The sequence below is a fragment of the Pseudomonas sp. zfem004 genome, from assembly GCF_032621715.1.
Lineage (GTDB): Bacteria > Pseudomonadota > Gammaproteobacteria > Pseudomonadales > Pseudomonadaceae > Aquipseudomonas > Aquipseudomonas sichuanensis.
Genome location: NZ_JAVYJF010000001.1, coordinates 321,934 through 341,216 on the forward strand (window position 1 = coordinate 321,934; position 19,283 = coordinate 341,216).

The window sequence follows — 19,283 nt, forward strand, 5'->3', positions numbered from 1 at the left end:
TGAGACATGCGCTGTACCTGTGGGAACCGGCTTGCCGGCGAAATGGCCGCAGGGCGGCCCAAAATCGCAACCCAGGCTTGCGTCACCTCAGAACGCAAAGCACGAACAACCCAATGCCCCCCAGAACCCCTGGAAGTCGCTGACCGGCACCTTGGAGTGGCGCGCCTGTTCATGGCTGTGTGCATGCACACCGCATGGCCCTGAACACTGGTGCACGGCGGCCGCCAGCGATGGCGTACCCACGCGCCAGTGCCCCGGCACCTTGGCCACCGGCGACCACTCGGGCAGCACCGGTACCTGTGGCGGGCCCAGCTTGTCGAACTCGGCAGCGCCGTACACCACCTTGCCATCGACCACCGTCAGCACCGACTCGATGCCCTTGATGGCCTCTTCATCGACGCTGAAGAAATCCAGCGACAACGCCGCCAGGTCCGCCAGCTGGCCCACCTTGATCTGGCCTTTCTTGCCCTGCTCGCTGGAGAACCAGGCACTGCCCTGGGTGAACAGCTGCAGCGCGGTGTCGCGGCTCAGGCCTTCGGGGTACAGCGCCATGCCGCCCACGGTCTTGGCGCTGACCAGCCAGTACAGCGAGGTCCACGGGTTGTAGCTGGACACGCGGGTGGCGTCGGTACCGGCACCCACCGGCACGCCCATGTCGAGCATGCGCTGGATCGGTGGGGTCTGCTCGGCCGCCTTGGCGCCGTAGCGGTCGACGAAATACTCGCCCTGGAAGGCCATGCGGTCCTGGATGGCGATGCCGCCGCCCAGCGCCCGCACACGCTCGATGTTCTCTGGGGTGATGGTCTCGGCATGGTCGAAGAACCACGGCAGGCCATTGAACGGGATGTCGCGGTTGACCTTCTCGAACACGTCGAGCATGCGCGTGATCGATTCGTTGTAGGTGGCGTGCAGGCGGAACGGCCAGCGTTGTTCCACCAGGTGGCGCACCACCGGTTCCAGCTCCTGCTCCATGGTCTGCGGCAGGTCCGGGCGCGGTTCGAGGAAGTCCTCGAAGTCGGCGGCGGAGAACACCAGCATCTCACCCGCGCCGTTGTGGCGCAGGAAGTCGGTGCCGCTGTGCAGCTTGACGCTGGCGGTCCACTTCTTGAAATCGTCCAGCTCTTCCTTGGGCTTCTGGGTGAACAGGTTGTAGGCGATGCGCACGGTGAGCTGGTTGTTGTCGGCCAGTTCCTGGATTACCGAGTAGTCGTCCGGGAAGTTCTGGTAGCCGCCGCCGGCATCGATGGCGCTGGTCAGGCCCAGGCGGTTTAGCTCACGCATGAACTGGCGGGTCGAGTTGACCTGGTACTCCAGCGGCAGCTTCGGCCCCTTGGCCAGGGTGGCGTAGAGGATCATTGCGTTGGGACGGGCGATGAGCATGCCGGTCGGGTTGCCGAACTTGTCGCGCTGGATCTCGCCACCCGGCGGGTTGGGCGTGTCCTTGCTGTAGCCCACCGCCTTGAGCGCGGCGCGGTTGAGCAGCGCACGGTCGTACAGGTGCAGCAGGAACACCGGGGTGTCGGGGGCGGCCTGGTTGATTTCTTCCAGGGTGGGCATGCGCTTTTCGGCGAACTGGAATTCGTTCCAGCCGCCGACCACCCGTACCCACTGCGGAGTCGGCGTGCGGGCGGCCTGGTCCTTGAGCATGCGCAGGGCGTCGGCCACCGATGGCACGCCTTCCCAGCGCAGTTCCAGGTTGTAGTTGAGGCCACCGCGGATCAGGTGCAGGTGCGAGTCATTGAGCCCTGGGATCACCGTGCGCTGTTTGAGGTCGATGATCTGCGTGGCGGCGCCTTTATGGGCCATGGCCTGGGCATCGTTGCCCACCGCGATGAACTTGCCGTCCTTGATGGCGACGGCGGTGGCAGTGGGGTTTTCACGGTCGACGGTGTGCAGTTTGCCGTTGAACAGGATGAGGTCGGCGGTCATGGAGCCTCCTTGGGTGGATGCAGTGGCGTAGCCGCTGAAGGGCAGGGCCGACCAGAGTGCGCCGGCGGCGCCGAGCACGCTGCTGGTGGCGAGGAACTGGCGGCGGCTCTTGTCGTTCGGGTCCTGGGACATGGTGTTCTCCATCGGGCGGCGGCAGGCGGGTGAAGGTTAGCAACCAGGGGGATTTGTGTTGCCTGGCCTGGCCTATCGCGGGGCAAGTCGCATCGGCGCACCGCCGCTCCCACGCAGTGAGCAAGTGCTTTGTGGGAGCGGGCTTGCCCCGCGATGCTGTCAGCGCTTGAGGAAGGCCAGCAGGTCTTCATTGAGCTGCTGTGCATGGGTCACGGCAAAGCCATGCGGCGCCCCTTCGTACACCTTCAGCTCGGCACCGCGGATCAGCTCTGCAGCTTTCCTGCCAGTGCTCTCGAACGGCACGATCTGGTCGTCGTCACCGTGGATGACCAGGGTCGGCACGTCGATCTTGGCCATGTCCGGACGGAAATCGGTTTCGGAGAAAGCGGTCACGCAGTCCAAGGTGCCTTTGATCGACGCCAGCAATGCAATGTTCAGGGTTTGGGTCTGCACGCCCTGGGACACCTGCTGGCCATGGTTGATGCCATAGAAGGGCGCGGCGAAGTCGGCGATGAACTGCGCCCGGTCTGCCCGCAGGCCGGCCTTGATGCCGTCGAATACCGCACGGTCGACGCCGTCCGGGTTGTCGTCGCGCTTGCCGAACACCGGCGTTACCGCACCCAGCAACACCAGGCCGGCAACGCGCTCGCTGCCGTGCCTGGCGATGTAGCGGCTGACGTCGCCACCGCCCATGGAGAAGCCCACCAGGGTCACCTCGCGCAGGTCGAGGTGTTCGATCAGCTGGGCGATGTCATCGGCGAAGGTGTCGTAGTCGTACCCACTCCAAGGCTGGCTGGAACGCCCGAAACCACGGCGGTCGAACGCGATGGTGCGGTAGCCGCGGCTGGCCAGGTACTCCATCTGCGAATCCCACATGTCGGCGTCCAGCGGCCAGCCGTGGCTGAACAGGACGGGTTTGCCACTGCCCCAGTCCTTGTAGTGGATCGTGGTGCCATCGCGGGTAACGAGTGTGCTCATGTCGGTATCTCCTGAAATTCGAGTGAGGCAGTGAGAAAGCTTTCAGCCACGCAGCCAGGCGGCGCAGCGGCGGGTCACCCAGGGCATGATGTAGAACACCACGGGCAGGATGACGAACAGGTTGGTGATCAGGTTGCCGCTGATCGGGCCCCCCAGCAGCGGGTAGCGGGCGAACAGCGGCGCCAGCAGTTGCGGGATCAGCAGGGTCATGGGGCAGATCACCAGGTAGGTCAGCACGGCCTGCTTCCAGCGCGGCGGTGGTGCGGCGCGGGTGCTGGGCGGGGTGAACCAGAACTCCGGGTCGTCATGCACCTGGGTCTGGTCGCCCTCTTCAAGCAGTGGCAGCACTTCGCTGACCAGCGCCTGGCGCTCGGCCGAATTGACCCAGGCCTGCAGCAGGCCGGCGTCGGCGAACCGCACGATGGTGGTGAACTGCCGACCACCGTCGTCCGGGCGGATCACGTTGACGTCCAGGTGGCCGGGCTGCTGGCGCGCGGTGCTCACCGCATGCTTGAGCCAAGCCTCGTAGGGCGCCAGCGCCTGGGCGCGGACCTTGTGCTGAATCACCAGCGTGACGACGTTGCGGTTGTGTGGCGTGTTCATCGGCGGTCCCTGGCGTGAGCTGCGTTGACGGGGTGTGCTGCGCCGCCTGGCGTCACGAGGGCGCCAGGCGGCTGGCGGGTTACTTGCCGGCGGTCAGGGTGTTGTAGCTGGTCATCAGGTTGCGGTAGTCGGGGATGTGGTTGCTGAACAGCGCGGCCAGGCCTTCGACGTCGTTGCGCCAGTCGCGGTGCAGCTCACAGGCCACGCCGAACCAGGTCATCAGTTGCGCGCCGGCCTGGCTCATACGGTCGTGAGCGGCGTCGCGGGTCATTTCGTTGAAGGTGCCGGAGGCGTCGGTCACCACGAACACTTCGAACTCTTCTTCCAGGGCCGCCAGCGCCGGGAATGCCACGCATACCTCGGTCACCACGCCGGCGATGATCAGTTGCTTCTTGCCGGTGGCTTTGACTGCCTTGACGAAGTCTTCGTTGTCCCAGGCGTTGATCTGGCCAGGGCGGGCGATGTACGGGGCGTCGGGGAACAGGGCCTTGAGTTCCGGTACCAGCGGGCCGTTGGGGCCTTGCTCGAAGCTGGTGGTGAGGATAGTCGGCAGGTTGAAGTACTTGGCAAGGTCTGCCAGGGCCAGCACGTTGTTCTTGAAGCGGTCCGGCTCGATGTCGCGCACCAGCGACAGCAGGCCAGCCTGGTGATCCACCAGCAGTACGGCGGCGTCGTCTTTGTTCAGGCGGTTGTATTTGAAGTTAGCCATGGTCGTGCTCCTTAGGGTGTGTCGTTCACTGGGTGGGGTGTTTCGCGTTGATGTGCAAAGATTAGATTCATCACCTTTGGCGCGGTAGACTGCAAAAATTGCCTCTAGCGTTCTATTTGGTGAACGATCAATGGAAGACCTCAACTCCCTGTACTACTTCACCCAGGTGGTGGAGCACGGCGGCTTCGCCCCGGCCGGGCGGGCGCTGGACATGCCCAAGTCCAAGCTCAGCCGGCGCATCGCCGACCTGGAGGAGCGCCTGGGCGTGCGCCTGCTGCACCGCACCAGCAGGCACTGTTCGCTGACCGAGATCGGCCAGGCCTACTACAACCGTTGCCTGGCCATGCGCGTGGAGGCCGAGGGCGCCGCCGAAATCATCGAGCGCAACCGCAGCGAGCCGCGCGGGCTGGTGCGCATCAGCTGCCCGACCACCCTGCTCAATTCCTGGGTGGGGCCGATGCTCACCCGCTACATGCTCAAGTACCCGCAGGTAGAACTGTTCATCGAGAGCACCAACCGCCGCGTCGACTTGCTGCACGAAGGCTTCGACCTGGCGCTGCGGGTGCGCTTCCCGCCGCTGGAGAACACCGACATGGTGATGAAGGTGCTGAGCAACAGCACCCAGTGCCTGGTCGGGCACCCCGCGTTCCTCGAGCAACTGCCGGCGGGCTTCGACCCGCAGCTACTCGGTACGCTGCCCAGCCTGCACTGGGGCGGCGCCCAGCGCGAATACCAGTGGGAGCTGTTCCAGGGCGAGGACCAGCAGCACAGCCTGGTCATCCCGCACAGGCCGCGCATGGTCAGCGACGACTTGTTTGCCCTGCGCCATTTCGTGGTGGCCGGAGTGGGCATCGCCCACCTGCCACGGGTGTCGGTGCGTGAGGACCTGGCGGCGGGCAGGCTGGTGGAGTTGCTGCCGCAATGGCACCCGCGCTGCGGCATCGTCCATGCGATCTTCCCGTCACGGCGCGGCTTGCTGCCGTCGGTGCGCGCGTTGATCGACCACCTGGCCGAGGAATTCGCCACCAGCGACATGGCCTGACGGCGCGGGTTTGCCGCGAGGATGAACAACTTTTCATCTTCGCCTGCCGTCAGGCCCGGTTGACGGCAGGGGGAGGGCAGGGCGTATATTGATAGTTAGCAAACTATGAATATCCTCGGTTCCTCCTATGTCACTTGACGCACTGCACATGAAAATCAGCAGCGGCATGGTCGTGGCCGCCCGGCATTGGCGTCGCCTGTGCCAGGGCGCCTTGACCGGCTATGGCATCTCCGAAGCCTGCGCCGTGCCGTTGCTGATGATCGTGCGCCTGGGCGACGGCGTGCACCAGGTGGCGGTGGCCCAGGCCGCCGGCCTTGAGAGCCCGTCGCTGGTGCGCCTGCTCGACCAGCTGTGCAAGGCGGGCCTGGTGCAGCGCAGCGAGGACCCGCTGGACCGCCGCGCCAAGGCCTTGAGCCTGACCGCCACAGGCCGCGCCCTGGCCGAGTCCATCGAAGGCGAACTGGTGCGCCTGCGCCGCGAGTTGCTGCAGGGCATCGACCAGGCCGACCTGGAAGCCACCCTGCGGGTGATCCGGGTGTTCGAAGACGCGGGCCTGACCCCATGAACGGTTTCTTCAGCTCGGTGCCCCCGGCCCGCGACTGGTTCTACGGCGTGCGCACCTTCGCCGCGTCCATGATCGCCCTGTACATCGCCCTGCTGATGCAGTTGCCGCGCCCGTACTGGGCGATGGCCACGGTGTACATCGTCTCCAGCCCGTTCCTCGGCCCCACCACCTCCAAGGCGCTGTACCGTGCACTCGGCACACTGCTGGGCGCGGGTGCGGCGATCTTCTTCGTGCCGCTGCTGGTGCAGTCGCCGTTGCTGCTGAGCATTGCCGTCGCGCTGTGGACCGGCACCCTGCTGTTCCTCTCGCTGAACCTGCGCACCGCCAACAACTACGTGCTGATGCTGGCCGGCTACACCATGCCGATGATCGCCCTGGCCGTGGTCGACAACCCCCTGGCGGTGTTCGACGTGGCCTCGTCCCGGGCCCAGGAAATCTGCCTGGGCATCGTCTGCGCGGCGGTGGTCGGCGCGGTGTTCTGGCCCCGGCGGCTGGCGCCGGTGGTGGTGGGCGCGACCGGCAGCTGGTTCGGCGAGGCGATCCGCTACAGCGATACCTACCTGGCCCGCGAAGCCAGTGCCGACCAGGTCGGCGGCATGCGCGGGGCGATGGTCGCCACCTTCAACTCGCTGGAGCTGATGATCGGCCAGCTCGGCCACGAAGGCGCCGGCCCGCACACCTTGAAGAACGCCCGCGAACTGCGCGGGCGGATGATCCACCTGCTGCCGGTGATCGACGCCCTCGACGACGCCCTGATCGCCCTCGAAGGCCGTGCCCCGGTGCAGTTCGCCCAGCTGCAGCCGGTGCTGGCGGCCGCCCGCGAATGGCTCAAGGGCACCGCCGACAGCGTCGCGGTGGCACGCTGGACCGCCCTGCACGAGCAGATCGACCGCCTGCAACCCGGCGCCGCCGCCCTGGACCAGCGCGCCGAGCTGCTGCTGTCCAACGCCCTCTACCGCCTGACCGAGTGGGCCGACCTGTGGCAGGACTGCTGCACCCTGCAGCACGCCCTGCGCACTGACGATGCCAAGCCGTGGCGCGCGGTGTATCGGCACTGGCGGCTAGGCCGGCTGACGCCGTTCTTCGACCGTGGGCTGATGCTTTATTCGGTGTTCTCCACCGTCACCGCCATCGTCGTCGCCTGCGGCCTGTGGATCGGCCTGGGCTGGAACGACGGCGCCAGCGCGGTGATCCTCGCCGCCGTGTCGTGCAGCTTCTTCGCCGCCATGGACGACCCGGCGCCGCAGATCTACCGGTTCTTCTTCTGGACCTTGATGTCGGTGATCTTCTCCAGCCTGTACCTGTTCCTGGTACTGCCCAACCTGCATGATTTCGCCATGCTGGTGCTGGCCTTCGCCGTGCCGTTCATCTGCGTCGGCACCCTCACCGTGCAGCCGCGTTTCTACCTGGGCACCTTGCTGACCATCGTCAACACCTCGACCTTCATCAGCATCCAGGGCGCCTACGACGCCGACTTCTTCACCTTCCTCAACGCCAACCTGGCGGGGCCGGTGGGGCTGCTGTTCGCCTTCCTCTGGACCATCGTGGTGCGCCCGTTCGGCGTGGAGCTGGCGGCCAAGCGCATGACCCGCTTCGCCTGGCGCGACATCGTCGAGATGACCGCGCCGGCCAGCCTGGCCGAACACCGCCAGGTCGGCGTGCAGATGCTCGACCGCCTGATGCAACACCTGCCGCGCCTGTCGCAGACCGGCCAGGACAGCGGCGTGGCGCTGCGCGACCTGCGCGTGGGGCTGAACCTGCTCGACCTTTTGGCCTACCTGCCGCGCGCCGGCAGCCAGGCCCGCGAGCGCCTGCAGACGGTGATCGAAGACGTCGGCGGCCACTACGCCGCCTGCCTGCGCGCCGGCGAACGCCTGCATGCCCCGGCGGCGCTGCTTCGCAACATGGAGCGGGCGCGCCTGGCGCTGAACCTGGACGAACTGTACGAGCGCGGCGATGCCCGCACCCACCTGCTGCACGCCCTGAGCGGCCTGCGCCTGGCGCTGTTGCCGGGGGTGGAGGTGATGCTCGAACCCACTGAACAAACGCAACTGCCCCCCGGGCTCGATGGAGCGCCCCTGTGATCGGTGAACTGGATATCAGCGGGGTGTTCCTGCCCACGCTGCTGGTGATGATGTTTGCGACCTACCTGTTGTTCCTGGGGGTGCACGCGGTGCTGGTGCGCGTGCATTTCTACCGCCTGGTCTGGCACCGGGCGCTGTTCAACGTTGCCCTGTATGCCGTGCTGCTGGGCGCGGTCGACCACTTTTGCCGAAGCCTGATGCTGCCATGAAAAAACCTTTGCTGACCCTGGGCCGCGTGGTCCTGACCTTGCTGGTAGTGACCTTCGCCGCCGTGCTCGTGTGGCAGATGGTGGTGTACTACATGTTCGCCCCCTGGACCCGCGACGGGCACATCCGTGCCGACGTGATCCAGATCGCTCCGGATGTGTCCGGGCTGATCCAAAAGGTCGAGGTGCGCGACAACCAGACCATCAAGCGCGGCGACGTGCTGTTCACCATCGACCAGGACCGCTTCAGCCTGGCCCTGCGCCAGGCCAAGGCGACCCTGGCCGAGCGCCAGGAAACCCTGGCCCAGGCCTCCCGCGAGGCGCAGCGCAACCGCAAGCTGGGCAACCTGGTGGCGGCCGAGCAGCTGGAAGAGAGCCAGTCGCGTGAGGCCCGCGCCCGCTCGGCGGTCAATCAGGCCCAGGTGCAGGTGGACCTGGCCCAGCTCAACCTCGACCGCTCGGTGGTGCGCAGCCCGGTGGACGGCTACCTCAACGACCGCGCCCCGCGCGCCCACGAGTTCGTCAGCGCCGGCCGCCCGGTGCTGTCGGTGGTCGACAGCGCCTCGTACCACGTCGATGGCTATTTCGAAGAGACCAAGCTCGGTGGCATCCATATCGGCGACGCCGTGGACATCCGCGTGATGGGCGACAACACCCGCCTGCGCGGCCGTGTCGAAAGCCTGTCCGCCGGCATCGAGGACCGTGACCGCAGCAGCGGCGCCAACCTGCTGCCCAACGTCAACCCAGCGTTCAGCTGGGTGCGCCTGGCCCAGCGGATCCCGGTGCGCATCACCTTCGACGAGGTGCCGGCGGACTTTCGCATGATCGCCGGGCGCACCGCCACGGTGTCGATCATCGAGGGCCAGCGCCCATGAAACAGCTGATCCTGGTGGGGCTTAGCCTGTCCCTCGGCGCTTGCATGATGGTCGGCCCCAACTACGAAGAGCCCAAGGACGCCGCCGTGCAGCGCAGCGACCTGAACGGCCCGTTGCGCCAGGATGCCGACAGCGTGGTGTCGGCACCGGTGCCCGAGGACTGGTGGCAGCTGTACCAGGATCAACGCCTCAACGAACTGGTGCGCCAGGCCTTGAGCGCCAACACCGAACTGCGCGTGGCCGCCGCCAACATCGCCAAGGCCCGTGCCCAGGTGGAAGTGGCCGAGTCCCAGGGCGGTTTCAATGGCGGCATCAAGGCCGGTGCCCAGCGCTTGCAGGAGTCCGGCGAGGCCTTCCTGCTGCCGGAGAAAGTGCCGGTGGCCAACATTGGCGAGGCGCTGCTGAGCGTCAGCTACCAGTTCGACCTGTGGGGCACCTTCAAACGCGGCACCGAGGCCGCCAAGGCCAATGCCGACGCGGTGCAGGCCGCTGCCGATACCGCGCGCATCACCCTGGTGGCCGATGTGGTCAAGGCCTACACCCAGGTGTGTTCGGCCAATGAGGAGTACCACATTGCCCGTGAGTCGCTGGACCTGCAGCAGCAGGGCGTGCAGTTGACGCAGCGCTTGCGCGACGCTGGCCGTGGCGACGAGACCCAGGTCACCCGCTCGCAGACCCAGTTCAAGTCGCTGCGGGCAGAACTGCCGCGCTTCAAAGCCGAGCGTGAAACTGGCTTGTACACCTTGGCTGCGCTGCTGGCCAAACCGGTCGAGCAGTTGCCGGCGGGTACTGCCGATTGCGCCGAGCTGCCGCATCTTGCGCAGCTGATCCCGGTGGGTGATGGCGCCGCCTTGCTCAAACGCCGACCCGATGTGCGCCAGGCCGAGCGCCAGTTGGCGGCTGCGACCGCGAATATCGGCGTGGCCACTGGCGCGCTTTATCCGGACATCAGCATTGGTGCGCAGGTGGGGACCATCGGCATTCTCGAGAACTTCGGTGAGCCTTCCACCAACCGTTGGGGCTTTGGGCCGCAGATCAGCTGGAACATCCCCACCAATGGCACCCGTGCGCGTATTCGCATGGCGGAAGCTTCGACTCAGGCGGCATTGGCGCAGTTCGATGGCGTGGTGCTGAACGCCATTCGAGAGACCCAGACGCGGTTGGCGCAGTACAGCGCCTTGCTCGACCGGCGTGATGCGCTGGCCGAGGCTGAGCGTTCGGCGAAGGAGTCGGCGGATCAGACGCATCTGCGTTATCAGGTGGGGCGTGAGTCGTTCCTGGCTGACTTGCAGGCGACGCGGACCTATACCGATGTGCGGGCGCAGCTGGCGGCGGCGAACAGCCAGGTGGCGATGGGGCAGATTGGGGTGTTTCTGGCGTTGGGTGGAGGGTGGAAGGGAGGACCACGTAAACCTTGAAGGTTGCGCCGCTTTCAATGAGAGCAAACTAGGTGCGGAACTATTTCGCTCGCAAGCGAGAGGCTAGCCGCCCAATCAATTGACGAGTGTGAGCTCCTTCATAAAAACTTGGTGGCTTATAGATTTCAGCGTGTATCTCAGGGTGATTATTAAGACCTATTTTTAAGCGCTCGTCGGTTGTGAGAGGGCTTAAATGATGAGCATAACCCCATGCAAAAGCAGCCGCCTCAGTATCACCATTGATATCGAGGTGCACGCCCATCTCAAAAATGCGCCAGCGTTCTGAAGTAAGTGCTTCGATGTCCGTTTCGTGAGTGTCTAACGGGCGAAGCTCGACGGTTCTTTTATAAAGCTGTTTCAGCCGTTTAATCCTCGCTTTGCGTGCTTTGACAGGACTTACTGGCTTCCGATTTAAAAAATAGGATTCGTGCACATCGCGAGCAGAGTGTTGCTGGGGTTGAATGTCGTGGCGCAGGCTGGATTGCGCGGTCTGAGATGGATGAGTAAAGCGTGACTGAGGGGTTGAAGGTCTTGGTCTAGGCAGCGGTACCTTGAAGGTGGGGTTTCTCATGCGACCGCTTGGGTCTGTCTTGTTGATTGGGTCTCCTGAACAATATGCATACGTGTTAATACCGCCGGCATCGAATGGGCTCAGGCTGTCAGCTGAGCAAAATCGCATCAGTTGCGGGCTGAACATACGATAGCCATTGCCTAACGGGTAACAGCCTGTCAGCGGTTCATACCATTGGCAGTTGAACATCATCATTGGCGTAACCGGCATGTCCACTGCGGCGTCACCATAAGCGCTATAACTCAGCGAGTGAGTTTGGCCGTTGGTGGTGCAGGTTTGAAGCACGGAACCAGGTTCATTGGTAGCCATCAATAGTGACTGTGAGCCCAAGGCATTTTTTTGGTGTTCGGCATGGGCGCGGCCGGCAGCGTGAAGCAGTGAACAGGCAGTGTTGCTGCGAATCAGCGTGTACAGATTCTCTTTTTGATAGAAAAGTCGAGTGTCCATGACGTCACTGATCCGTGGAGGCTGGCATTGGCCTGACTGTGGATAACTTGCTGTGGGGTGGCAACTGGCAAAATTGTCAGGTGCTCATCCATGCTGAGGCGCTGCGCAGGTCTTCGAGGGCAAGTCTCTGCGGCAATCTTCAAGCAACTGATGTGTGTAGGCTGCGTGGGAGCGGCGGTGCGCCGATGCGACTTGCCCCGCGATCACTGGCGTAGCCAGTGCCATGTTGCGTGGTTTTCAGGGCAGGCCAATCGCGGGGCAAGCCCGCTCCCCCGAGGGGATAGGGGCCTGGCTGTAGGTTGCATCAGGGCATGCAGGTGCTCGCCACAACCTTTGCAGCGCCTTTGAGATCGAGCGCCGCCCGCGCGGCGCTCGATCTCAAAGGCGCTGCAAGGCTTTCGGCGAGCACCTGGTGGCCTTGATGCGGTCCAGCGCGAGGAATGGCCAGAAACCCGTGCGACATTTCCGAAAATGAAACCAAATCCTACAGCTCCGCATGGCTTGGGACGTATCCTACGCGCCTTGCGGAAGCTTCTATGTTGTCGGTGGAATGCCTCAGGAATAACGTCCTCGGGTCGCTTTCGGGCGATCGGGATTGAGACCCCCGGCAACCTGAGAAGTACACCGTTTATGGCGGTCGTACGCGGGCAGGCTTCGCCTGGTCGGGTTTCTCATGTGGCCCGGGTCTCACATCTGCGTACGACTGCCACCCAACTCAGTGAGACGAGGAGGAAGGCAGTTCCTTAAGGCCCACGTGAGATTCCAACAATGAAAAAACGCGTCCCCGACCCACCTCGCTTCATCCCCTATTTCACCCTCCAAACCGACCTGCCCACCCCCGACGCCCTGGCCCACGCCAGCCAGCTGCTGCGCGGCGTGAGCGAGACCCTGGACGAACACTGCCGGCTGCACGCCGGTGACCTTGGCCTGCACATGCTGAGCAACGCCGCCTACGCCGCCGATATGGCGCGTGCCCTTGTCGAACACACGATGGCTCGTTGCGACTGCGCCCAGGAGCCACGCCCATGAGCGACGACCTGAAAACCTGCACCACCGAGGGCCGCGAAACCTGTCTGGAACTGTTCCGTGTGCAGCCGGGCATTCCGCTGGTGCGGGTACTGGATGAGATCTCGGTGTTGCTCGGCTGTATCCGCCACCTGTCCACCGAGGCGGAAATGGAAGGGGACCTGCTGGCGGGAAGTGCGGCCCGTATCTTGAGCGATATGGCCAAGGCGCTGATCAACGATGTAGAGCTGGGGGTGAACAGGTCTGGCTGATCAGTGTTGGCAAAGGCAGCTGAAGTGCCTCACTCAACCCTTCAGTAATGAAGGTTCAAACCTGTGTGGCATTCAGTCGTGCCTCGAGTGCTGCACAGGCGTACAACCCATACAACCTTTTCAAGCAGATAGGCAGGGCGACCCAGATCGGAGGCCGCTTGCAACAGCGCGTCCCTCTGGTCTGCCGCTGGAAGGCTGAAGAAGTGCTCAGCCAAGTGCCGCCTCCTTGCCGATCAGGGCGGCCATCCAGCAAGGCAGGGAAGGTATGGCGCAGACCAGTTGCTGCCAGTCGCTGTGCGCCAGCTGCTCATGCAGTTGGGCGACGGCCGGGGCGGCCTGTGACTCTCCCAACCAAGCCAGGGCCCGAACAGCATCACCCGCTGCGGTTGCGCCCAAGCTCGTTGCCCAGCGCGGTGCGTGGGTAATGGCAACCTTGGCATTTCCTATCGTCAGGGTCCTTTGGCGACCATTGGTCAAGAACACCTGGCGCACGGGGACCTGCTGGGTGAGCCCGAGTGCATTGGCTGCACCGGCACCGCTGGGTGTGAGTACTTCATTGAGCCGCCTGCCCAGCGAGTCGATCACCTGCTCCGGCTCTGGTGCCCGAGTCCCGAAGCGGCTCTTCACCGGGGCCACGTACAGGCCCCGGGATACCCGCATCAGCAGGCCTGCTTTGGCCAGGCGGGATAGTGCCTGGTCGATAGCGGCGCGGCTGCCCGCATGCAGGAATTGTTTAGGCGAGATCAGTTCACCTTCCGGTGATGCCTGGCTGAATTCGAGGATCTGTTCGGGGAGTTTCTTCATGAGCGCCATTGCCAACCTAACGGCAGAATGTCAGAAGCATAATTTAGTTTCTGACATTTGCGTAATTATTGAGCAGTTTCATCATGTTTCGATGAGCCAGCGCGCAGAAAAAACGCCCGGGGCCGTATGGCGCCGGGCGTTTGGTTCACTCAAACAGAGGGCTCAGTTCAAAATCCGCGCCGGTTCATCCGGCGGCAGCTTGTCCCGCACCCGCGGCGGACGTGGCTGGCCTGGCCCCACACCGCCCAACTGATCAGCCAACTGCTGCGCCACATCTTCCCCCAGCGCTTTCGACACTTCGCGCACCACCTTCGGGCGGTTCAGAGTCACCCGGCGGTCCTGGCTTTTCATCAGCTTGGTGTCCTGCCCCTCACCCATGGCGGTGAACGCCGAGGTGATCTGCAAGGTGCGGGTATCGATCAGGCTGAAGTCGGCGACCACGCTCAATCCCAGCACCTTCGAATAGCTGTCGGTGTGGGCCAGGGCGTTGACGTCCTCCTGGAAGTCGATATCCGACAGGGTGCCGAACAGCACGTAGTCGGCACCTTCGAACGCGCCGTTCTTGATCCGGCGGATCACGTCGTACACGTCTTCCTCGGCCTCGGCGGTGTAGGGCTTGCCCTGGATCAGCTCGAACATGCCGGTCTTGAGGATTTCGCCCTTGATGTCGCCGCCAAACTTGCGCAGCTCGGTCTGCTGGATGTAGCTCTTATTGCTTTCGTACTCGCTGTAGCTCGACGACTGACTGGCGTTGTACATGCTCGACTGCCCGCTGTTCTGGGCGTTGACGCTGTGGATGTACTCCTCCACCTGGGCCTCGTAGGCCAGGTCGGTCACCGCCACCTTGGGGGCCGCCTGCGCGCCGAAGGCGCAGGCCAGGCCAATGACTGCCATCCATGCACGCATCGGTCAGCGCTCCGTGGTCTTGCGGATTTCTTTTTCGTCCATCCACTCGGCCAGGCCGCTTTCCACGTCGACCAGCTGCAGGCTGAACTTGTAGAACACGTCCTTGTAGTCGCTGCTGCGCTTGACGATGGAGCTGATCGAGCCTTCCAGGCGATACCGGGCGGCGATCATGTTGCCGGTCTTGGCCACCGTGCTCTTCTTGTACAGGCCGCTCTGGTTCTGCAGCTGGAGCTGGTCGACCTGGCTCTGCATGTCGGTGTTGTCGCTGGCGAAGCGGGCGGTGCCGGACTTCATCAGCTGGGTCTTGATGGTGGTGGTGATCTCGCGGGTATCGATGTACTCGCTGGTCTTGTTCTTCACGTCGTACACCTGCACCACCGGGCGGCCGCGCAGCACGCCGGACTGGGCCAGGGAACGGGTCATGCTCTCGGCGATCATCTGCAGGTCGGTGGAGCCGAATTCGTTGGTGATCAGCTCGACCGCCTTGCTGTCGCCGTAGCTGATGTTCTTGCCGCCGAGAACCGGCGACGGGGTGCTGCAGCCGCTGACCAGGGCGATGGCGACGGCGGCGAGGGAAAGGCGTGCAAACATGCAGGGTGCTCCTGAAAGGGGTTACCGGGTGTGGGCTTCGAAGCGGAAGTCGGTGGCCTTGGGCGTCGGCGCGATGGCGGGCAGGAACTTGGCCTGCTTGCCATACAGCGGCAGGGCCTTCCAGCTTTCTTCGTCGGCCACCGGGAAGCCGCTGTCGTCCAGCCAGGCGAAGCGGTAGAACAGGGTCTGGTTGCTGCGGCTGGTGTTGTTCAGCGCCACGTTGACGGTGAGGAAGCCATTCTCGCGGGCGACCCGCATCTGATGGACTTCGATATCGTCCAACTGGCCCATGGTCACGACCTTGCTGGCGGCGGTTTCGGTGTTGGAGCAACCGGCCAGCAAGGCGGCGGTGAGCAGGGCGAGGCAGGTTCTGCGCATGTTCGATCCTTGAAGTTACTTGAGGCTGACCACGGTGGGGGCCGGGTTGGTGGGCGCGACCTGGACGGCCGGGCCGCTGGCGAACACCTGGTTGCCGACCACACGCAGGCTGACCACCTGATAGGGGCGATCGATCTTCACGTTGATCGAGGCCCCGCCCAGTGCCGCCGGCAGCCTCAGCTGGTGCTCGCCGGGCTTCAGGCGCAAGCGGGCCACTTGAGTCTGGTCGGGCAGGGTGCGCCAGGTACGGGTATCGGCATTCTCCAGCACCATCGACGCGATGCCGAAGATCAGGCCGGCCAGCGGATCCTTCTCGTTCAGCTTCTTCTGCGCCAGGGTGCGGGAGACAGCGCGCGCGCTGGTGCGCAGGATGATGCCGGGCATGTCATCGCGCAAGGCCCGGCGCGACATGGCGCTGGTGCTGTTGAGCAAAGTCAGGGCCAGGGGCCTGCCGTCGAGCTGCAAGGCATCCAGCTGTGCGGTGGAGTGGTCTTCGCGAATGATCGGGAACGACAGCGGTGTAATCACCAGGTTGTCATCGATCACCAGGGGCAGGGGGATGCTCATGGAATCGCGGGCTGGCGCCAGGCCGCTCTGCACCACGAACAGCACGTCGCTCTCTGCGGCGGTGGCGCTGTTGCCGTCCAGCTGCAGCAGGGCCTGCTCCAGCAGCGGTGTTTTCGGACGCAGCTCGGCGGCCATGCGGTAACCCGGTGCGGCCAGGCCTTTTTCGCCCAGGGCCTCGTAGACGAAGCCGGCCAGATAGTGGCTGAAGGCGCTCTGGTAGCTGTTCTTGAGGTTGACCACCTCGGGGGCGTCGAGGGTGGCGACCGGATAGCCCTTGAGGTCGGCGACTTCGGTCTTGATGCCGTCCTCCTGTGCTTGCTCTTCGCGCTTGAGGTACGCCTTGTCGCGCAGCTCGGCGATGATCGCTTCGCGCTCGTGGCTCTTGCGGATCGCCACGCGGGCACCGTCGAAGTCGTTCTGGGCCAGCAGGTTCAGGGCCATCTGCGTGGTCAGCATGACTTTTTCGTAGTCGTAGCCTTCGTAGCGGCGGATCTTGTCGTTGACCACGTAGCTGCCGAACTGGCTGAGGTACTTGTCGGTGTCCAGGCGCACCGCCTCTTCCCATTGCACTACCACGCTGTCGGCCGAGCGCCAGGCTGCCAGGCTGCCGGCCAGGTCGCCCTTCGAGCGCAGCAGTTCGCCCTTCTCGAAGTAGTAGAGCAGGTCCTTCTGTTCGCGCGTGTTGTGGCTTTCAAGCAGGGCCAGCGCGGCGTCGACATTGCCCGCGGCCAGTTGCTGGTTGGTTGCCTGCATTTCGCTGTCGTAGCTGCGAAACACCGAGCAGCCGCTGAGTTGCAGGAGGGTGAAGAGGGTTGCCAGGATCAGGACGCGGGTTGCCATCGGAGGTTTTCATTCCCTGGAGCATGTTGCTGCCGCTGTAGCGGGGCGGCGGGGCCCTCTGGCCGGGCCAGATCCTTTGGGTAAAGGCACATTGATCGCCAATGGCTATTACGAATGGGCGGCATTATACGCAAAGTGACGGCGTTTTAATGGCCATGTGCCTTTACTGCCCTTGTGACAGGCCCGCCGTCGTAAAGATCCTGACGAGGACGGCGAGGAGGCCGGGAGATTTTGTAGCAAGATTTTTCATGAAATCTGCCCCTGAAGCTTGAGGGACGCAGAGTGGAAGTGAACAATGTTCACTTTCGTATTTACATCGAGACTGGCCATGAATTCCCGTTCCCGCCTGCTTGCCGTGCTGCTCGCCCCGGTGCTGCTGCTGTGCAGCGCCCTGGCGCAGGCAGAGGCCCCCGCCGATGCGACCAAGGCCCTGCATCTGCTGGACTACATTGGCGCCGATTACCCACCGACGGTGCGTGACGGCAAGGTGGTGGACAGCAGCGAATACCGCGAGCAGCAGGAGTTCAGCGGGGTACTGGCCGAGCTGGTCAAAGGCCTGCCGGACAACCCCGAGCGCGCCGCGCTGGAACAGGGTGTGCAGGGCCTGCGCCAGGCCATCGACCAGCGCCAGGAGGGTGCTGGTGTCGCTCGCCAGGCCCGTCAGCTGGGTGCCCGCCTGGCGGTGGCCTACGAGGTCAGCCAGGCGCCGATCATCACCCCCGACCCGGCCCGCGGCGCGGCGCTGTACGCGCAGAACTGCTCGATCTGCCACGGTGACACCGGGCTGGGTGACGGCCCGGCCGGCCTGGGCCTGGAGCCGCCGCCGGCCAACCTGCGCAACGTTGCGCGGCTGGATCAGCTGAGCCTGTACGACCTGTACAACACTCTTGGTCTGGGGATCGAAGGCACCGAGATGCCGTCGTTCGCCGACCAGCTCGACGAGCGTCAGCGCTGGGACGTGGCGGCCTATGTCGCCAGCTTCAGCGCAGACCCCGAGGTGGCCATGGGCGACAAGACCTGGAACATTGCCGACCTGGCCCGGCAGACGCCCGCCGAAGTGGCCGCCAGCGAGGGCCCCGATGCCGTGGCCGCCTTCCGTGCCCAGCGTGCCAAGCCGCCGCAGGTCAAACGCGGCCCAGCGCAGTTGCTCGACTACACCGCCAGCACCCTGGACAAGAGCCTGGCGGCCTACCGCGCCGGCGACCACGACCAGGCCTACGACCTGTCGGTGGCGGCCTACCTGGAAGGCTTCGAACTGGTCGAAAGCTCCCTCGACAACATCGACGCCCAGGTACGCAAGGACACCGAGAAGTCGCTGATGGCCTACCGTCAGTCGCTGCAGGACGGCCTGCCCCTGGCTCAGGCCGAACAGCGCCTGGCCGAAGCCAAGGCCAAGCTCGCGCAGGCCTCAAAACTGCTGGGCAGCGATGGCCTGAGCTGGTCGCTGAGCTACATCTCCGGCCTGCTGATCCTGCTGCGCGAGGGCCTGGAAGCGATCCTGGTGCTGGCGGCGATCCTGGCCTTCCTGCGCAATACCGGCCAGCAGTCGGCGGTGCGCAGCGTCAACATCGGTTGGGGCCTGGCGCTGGTTGCCGGCTTCGCCACCTGGGCCCTGGCGGCCTACGTGATCAACGTGGGCGGCGCCCAGCGCGAACTGCTCGAAGGCTGTACGGCACTGTTCGCCTCGGTGATGGTGCTGTGGTTGGGGGTGTGGATGCACGACCGCCGCCACGCCGCCGCCTGGCAGAACTACATCAAGAGCAGCCTGGTGAGTGGTGGCGGGCGCTTCGGTTTTGCCCTGCTGGCGTTCTTCTCGGTATACCGCGAGCTGTTCGAAGTGATCCTGTTCTACGAAACCCTGTGGCTGCAGGCCGGCCCTGCCGGGCACCAGGCGGTGCTGGCGGGCGGTGCCACGGCGCTGGTGCTGCTGGTGGGCCTGGCCTGGGTGATCCTGCGCGGCTCGGCGAAATTGCCGCTGGCGCTGTTCTTCAGCATCAACGCGGCCTTGCTGTGTGCGCTGTCGGTGGTGTTCGCCGGGCATGGCGTCAAGGCGCTGCAGGAAGCCGGTGTGCTGGGTACACGCCCGGTGGCGTTCTTCGAGTTCGACTGGCTGGGGATTCATGCCGACGCCTACTCGCTGGGTGCGCAGGCGCTGGCGTTGCTGGCGATCGTGTTCCTGTATGGGCGTAGCCGGTTGGCCGAGAAGCGCAGGGCGACAGCCAACTGAAATAGGTGTTGGCTTCTTCGCGGGTAAACCCGCTCCCACAGGTACAGCGTCGTCCTTGCGTCTGCGCCATCCCTGTGGGAGCGGGTTTACCCGCGAAGAGGCCGAACCTGCGACAATCCCAGTCCGAGACCCAC

Annotated in this window: 19 protein-coding genes; 9 read left to right on the plus strand and 10 right to left on the minus strand. The window is 64.6% G+C overall.

Annotated features, from left to right (window positions below; all coding sequences use genetic code 11):
* Positions 1-87: 87 nt before the first annotated feature.
* From RTH46_RS01535 to ycaC, 4 genes are all read right to left on the minus strand, one after another.
* Positions 88-1,929: an amidohydrolase gene (locus tag RTH46_RS01535; RefSeq protein ID WP_316904961.1), complete on the minus strand. Its 1,842-nt coding sequence runs from the start codon at positions 1,927-1,929 to the stop codon at positions 88-90.
* A gap of 291 nt (positions 1,930-2,220) precedes the next feature.
* Entirely contained in the window at positions 2,221-3,039 is an 819-nt protein-coding gene (locus RTH46_RS01540) for an alpha/beta hydrolase (protein WP_316904897.1), read from the minus strand.
* A gap of 42 nt (positions 3,040-3,081) precedes the next feature.
* The gene (locus RTH46_RS01545; RefSeq protein ID WP_153786701.1) at positions 3,082-3,642 is read right to left on the minus strand and encodes an antibiotic biosynthesis monooxygenase; all 561 of its coding nucleotides are present in this window, start codon (positions 3,640-3,642) and stop codon (positions 3,082-3,084) included.
* Positions 3,643-3,721: 79 nt separating this feature from the next.
* Positions 3,722-4,351, minus strand: coding sequence for an isochorismate family cysteine hydrolase YcaC (ycaC, locus tag RTH46_RS01550; protein ID WP_110992047.1), 630 nt, complete (start codon positions 4,349-4,351; stop codon positions 3,722-3,724).
* 130 nt (positions 4,352-4,481) lie between these two features.
* On the opposite strand from ycaC, the gene RTH46_RS01555 reads away from it, so the two are divergent.
* The 6 genes from RTH46_RS01555 (at position 4,482) to RTH46_RS01580 (ending at position 10,541) form a co-directional block, all read left to right on the plus strand.
* On the plus strand, positions 4,482-5,393 hold the full coding sequence (locus RTH46_RS01555) for a LysR substrate-binding domain-containing protein (protein WP_153786700.1): 912 nt from the start codon (positions 4,482-4,484) through the stop codon (positions 5,391-5,393).
* Positions 5,394-5,520: 127 nt separating this feature from the next.
* A complete protein-coding gene (locus RTH46_RS01560; protein ID WP_153786699.1) occupies positions 5,521-5,958 on the plus strand; it encodes a MarR family winged helix-turn-helix transcriptional regulator in 438 nt (145 codons plus the stop codon).
* On the plus strand, positions 5,955-8,042 hold the full coding sequence (locus RTH46_RS01565) for an FUSC family protein (RefSeq protein ID WP_316904898.1): 2,088 nt from the start codon (positions 5,955-5,957) through the stop codon (positions 8,040-8,042). Before RTH46_RS01560 ends, RTH46_RS01565 begins: the two co-directional genes overlap by 4 nt.
* Positions 8,039-8,251, plus strand: coding sequence for a DUF1656 domain-containing protein (locus tag RTH46_RS01570; protein WP_028635562.1), 213 nt, complete (start codon positions 8,039-8,041; stop codon positions 8,249-8,251). The genes RTH46_RS01565 and RTH46_RS01570 overlap by 4 nt, the downstream gene beginning before the upstream one ends.
* Positions 8,248-9,123 carry an HlyD family secretion protein gene (locus RTH46_RS01575; RefSeq protein WP_110992052.1) on the plus strand — a complete coding sequence of 292 codons (876 nt, stop codon included), beginning with the start codon at positions 8,248-8,250 and terminating at the stop codon, positions 9,121-9,123. The genes RTH46_RS01570 and RTH46_RS01575 overlap by 4 nt, the downstream gene beginning before the upstream one ends.
* Positions 9,120-10,541 (plus strand): TolC family protein, encoded by a 1,422-nt coding sequence (locus RTH46_RS01580; RefSeq protein WP_316904899.1) that lies wholly within the window; start codon positions 9,120-9,122, stop codon positions 10,539-10,541. The genes RTH46_RS01575 and RTH46_RS01580 overlap by 4 nt, the downstream gene beginning before the upstream one ends.
* Before the next feature lie 40 nt (positions 10,542-10,581).
* On the opposite strand, the gene RTH46_RS01585 is transcribed toward RTH46_RS01580, so the two are convergent.
* Entirely contained in the window at positions 10,582-11,559 is a 978-nt protein-coding gene (locus RTH46_RS01585; protein WP_316904900.1) for an RHS repeat-associated core domain-containing protein, read from the minus strand.
* A 768-nt stretch (positions 11,560-12,327) separates the two neighbouring features.
* Between RTH46_RS01585 and RTH46_RS01590 the strand changes: the two genes are divergently transcribed.
* Entirely contained in the window at positions 12,328-12,588 is a 261-nt protein-coding gene (locus RTH46_RS01590; RefSeq protein ID WP_316904901.1) for a hypothetical protein, read from the plus strand.
* The gene (locus RTH46_RS01595) at positions 12,585-12,836 is read left to right on the plus strand and encodes a DUF3077 domain-containing protein (RefSeq protein ID WP_316904902.1); all 252 of its coding nucleotides are present in this window, start codon (positions 12,585-12,587) and stop codon (positions 12,834-12,836) included. The genes RTH46_RS01590 and RTH46_RS01595 overlap by 4 nt, the downstream gene beginning before the upstream one ends.
* Positions 12,837-13,043: 207 nt before the next feature.
* Here RTH46_RS01595 and RTH46_RS01600 read toward each other — a convergent pair whose 3' ends face one another.
* From RTH46_RS01600 to RTH46_RS01620, 5 genes are all read right to left on the minus strand, one after another.
* Entirely contained in the window at positions 13,044-13,640 is a 597-nt protein-coding gene (locus RTH46_RS01600) for a DUF6088 family protein (protein WP_316904903.1), read from the minus strand.
* 162 nt (positions 13,641-13,802) lie between these two features.
* Complete coding sequence (locus tag RTH46_RS01605) at positions 13,803-14,546, minus strand: penicillin-binding protein activator LpoB (protein WP_153785444.1); 744 nt, start codon at positions 14,544-14,546, stop codon at positions 13,803-13,805.
* Positions 14,547-14,549: 3 nt separating this feature from the next.
* Entirely contained in the window at positions 14,550-15,137 is a 588-nt protein-coding gene (lpoB, locus tag RTH46_RS01610) for a penicillin-binding protein activator LpoB (protein ID WP_153785445.1), read from the minus strand.
* Positions 15,138-15,158: 21 nt separating this feature from the next.
* A complete protein-coding gene (locus tag RTH46_RS01615; protein WP_125861040.1) occupies positions 15,159-15,515 on the minus strand; it encodes a YcfL family protein in 357 nt (118 codons plus the stop codon).
* A 15-nt stretch (positions 15,516-15,530) separates the two neighbouring features.
* A complete protein-coding gene (locus RTH46_RS01620) occupies positions 15,531-16,922 on the minus strand; it encodes a COG3014 family protein (protein WP_279846881.1) in 1,392 nt (463 codons plus the stop codon).
* A gap of 295 nt (positions 16,923-17,217) precedes the next feature.
* Here RTH46_RS01620 and RTH46_RS01625 point away from each other — a divergent pair, with 295 nt between their 5' ends.
* On the plus strand, positions 17,218-19,149 hold the full coding sequence (locus RTH46_RS01625) for a cytochrome c/FTR1 family iron permease (RefSeq protein ID WP_153785447.1): 1,932 nt from the start codon (positions 17,218-17,220) through the stop codon (positions 19,147-19,149).
* Positions 19,150-19,283: the final 134 nt, after the last annotated feature.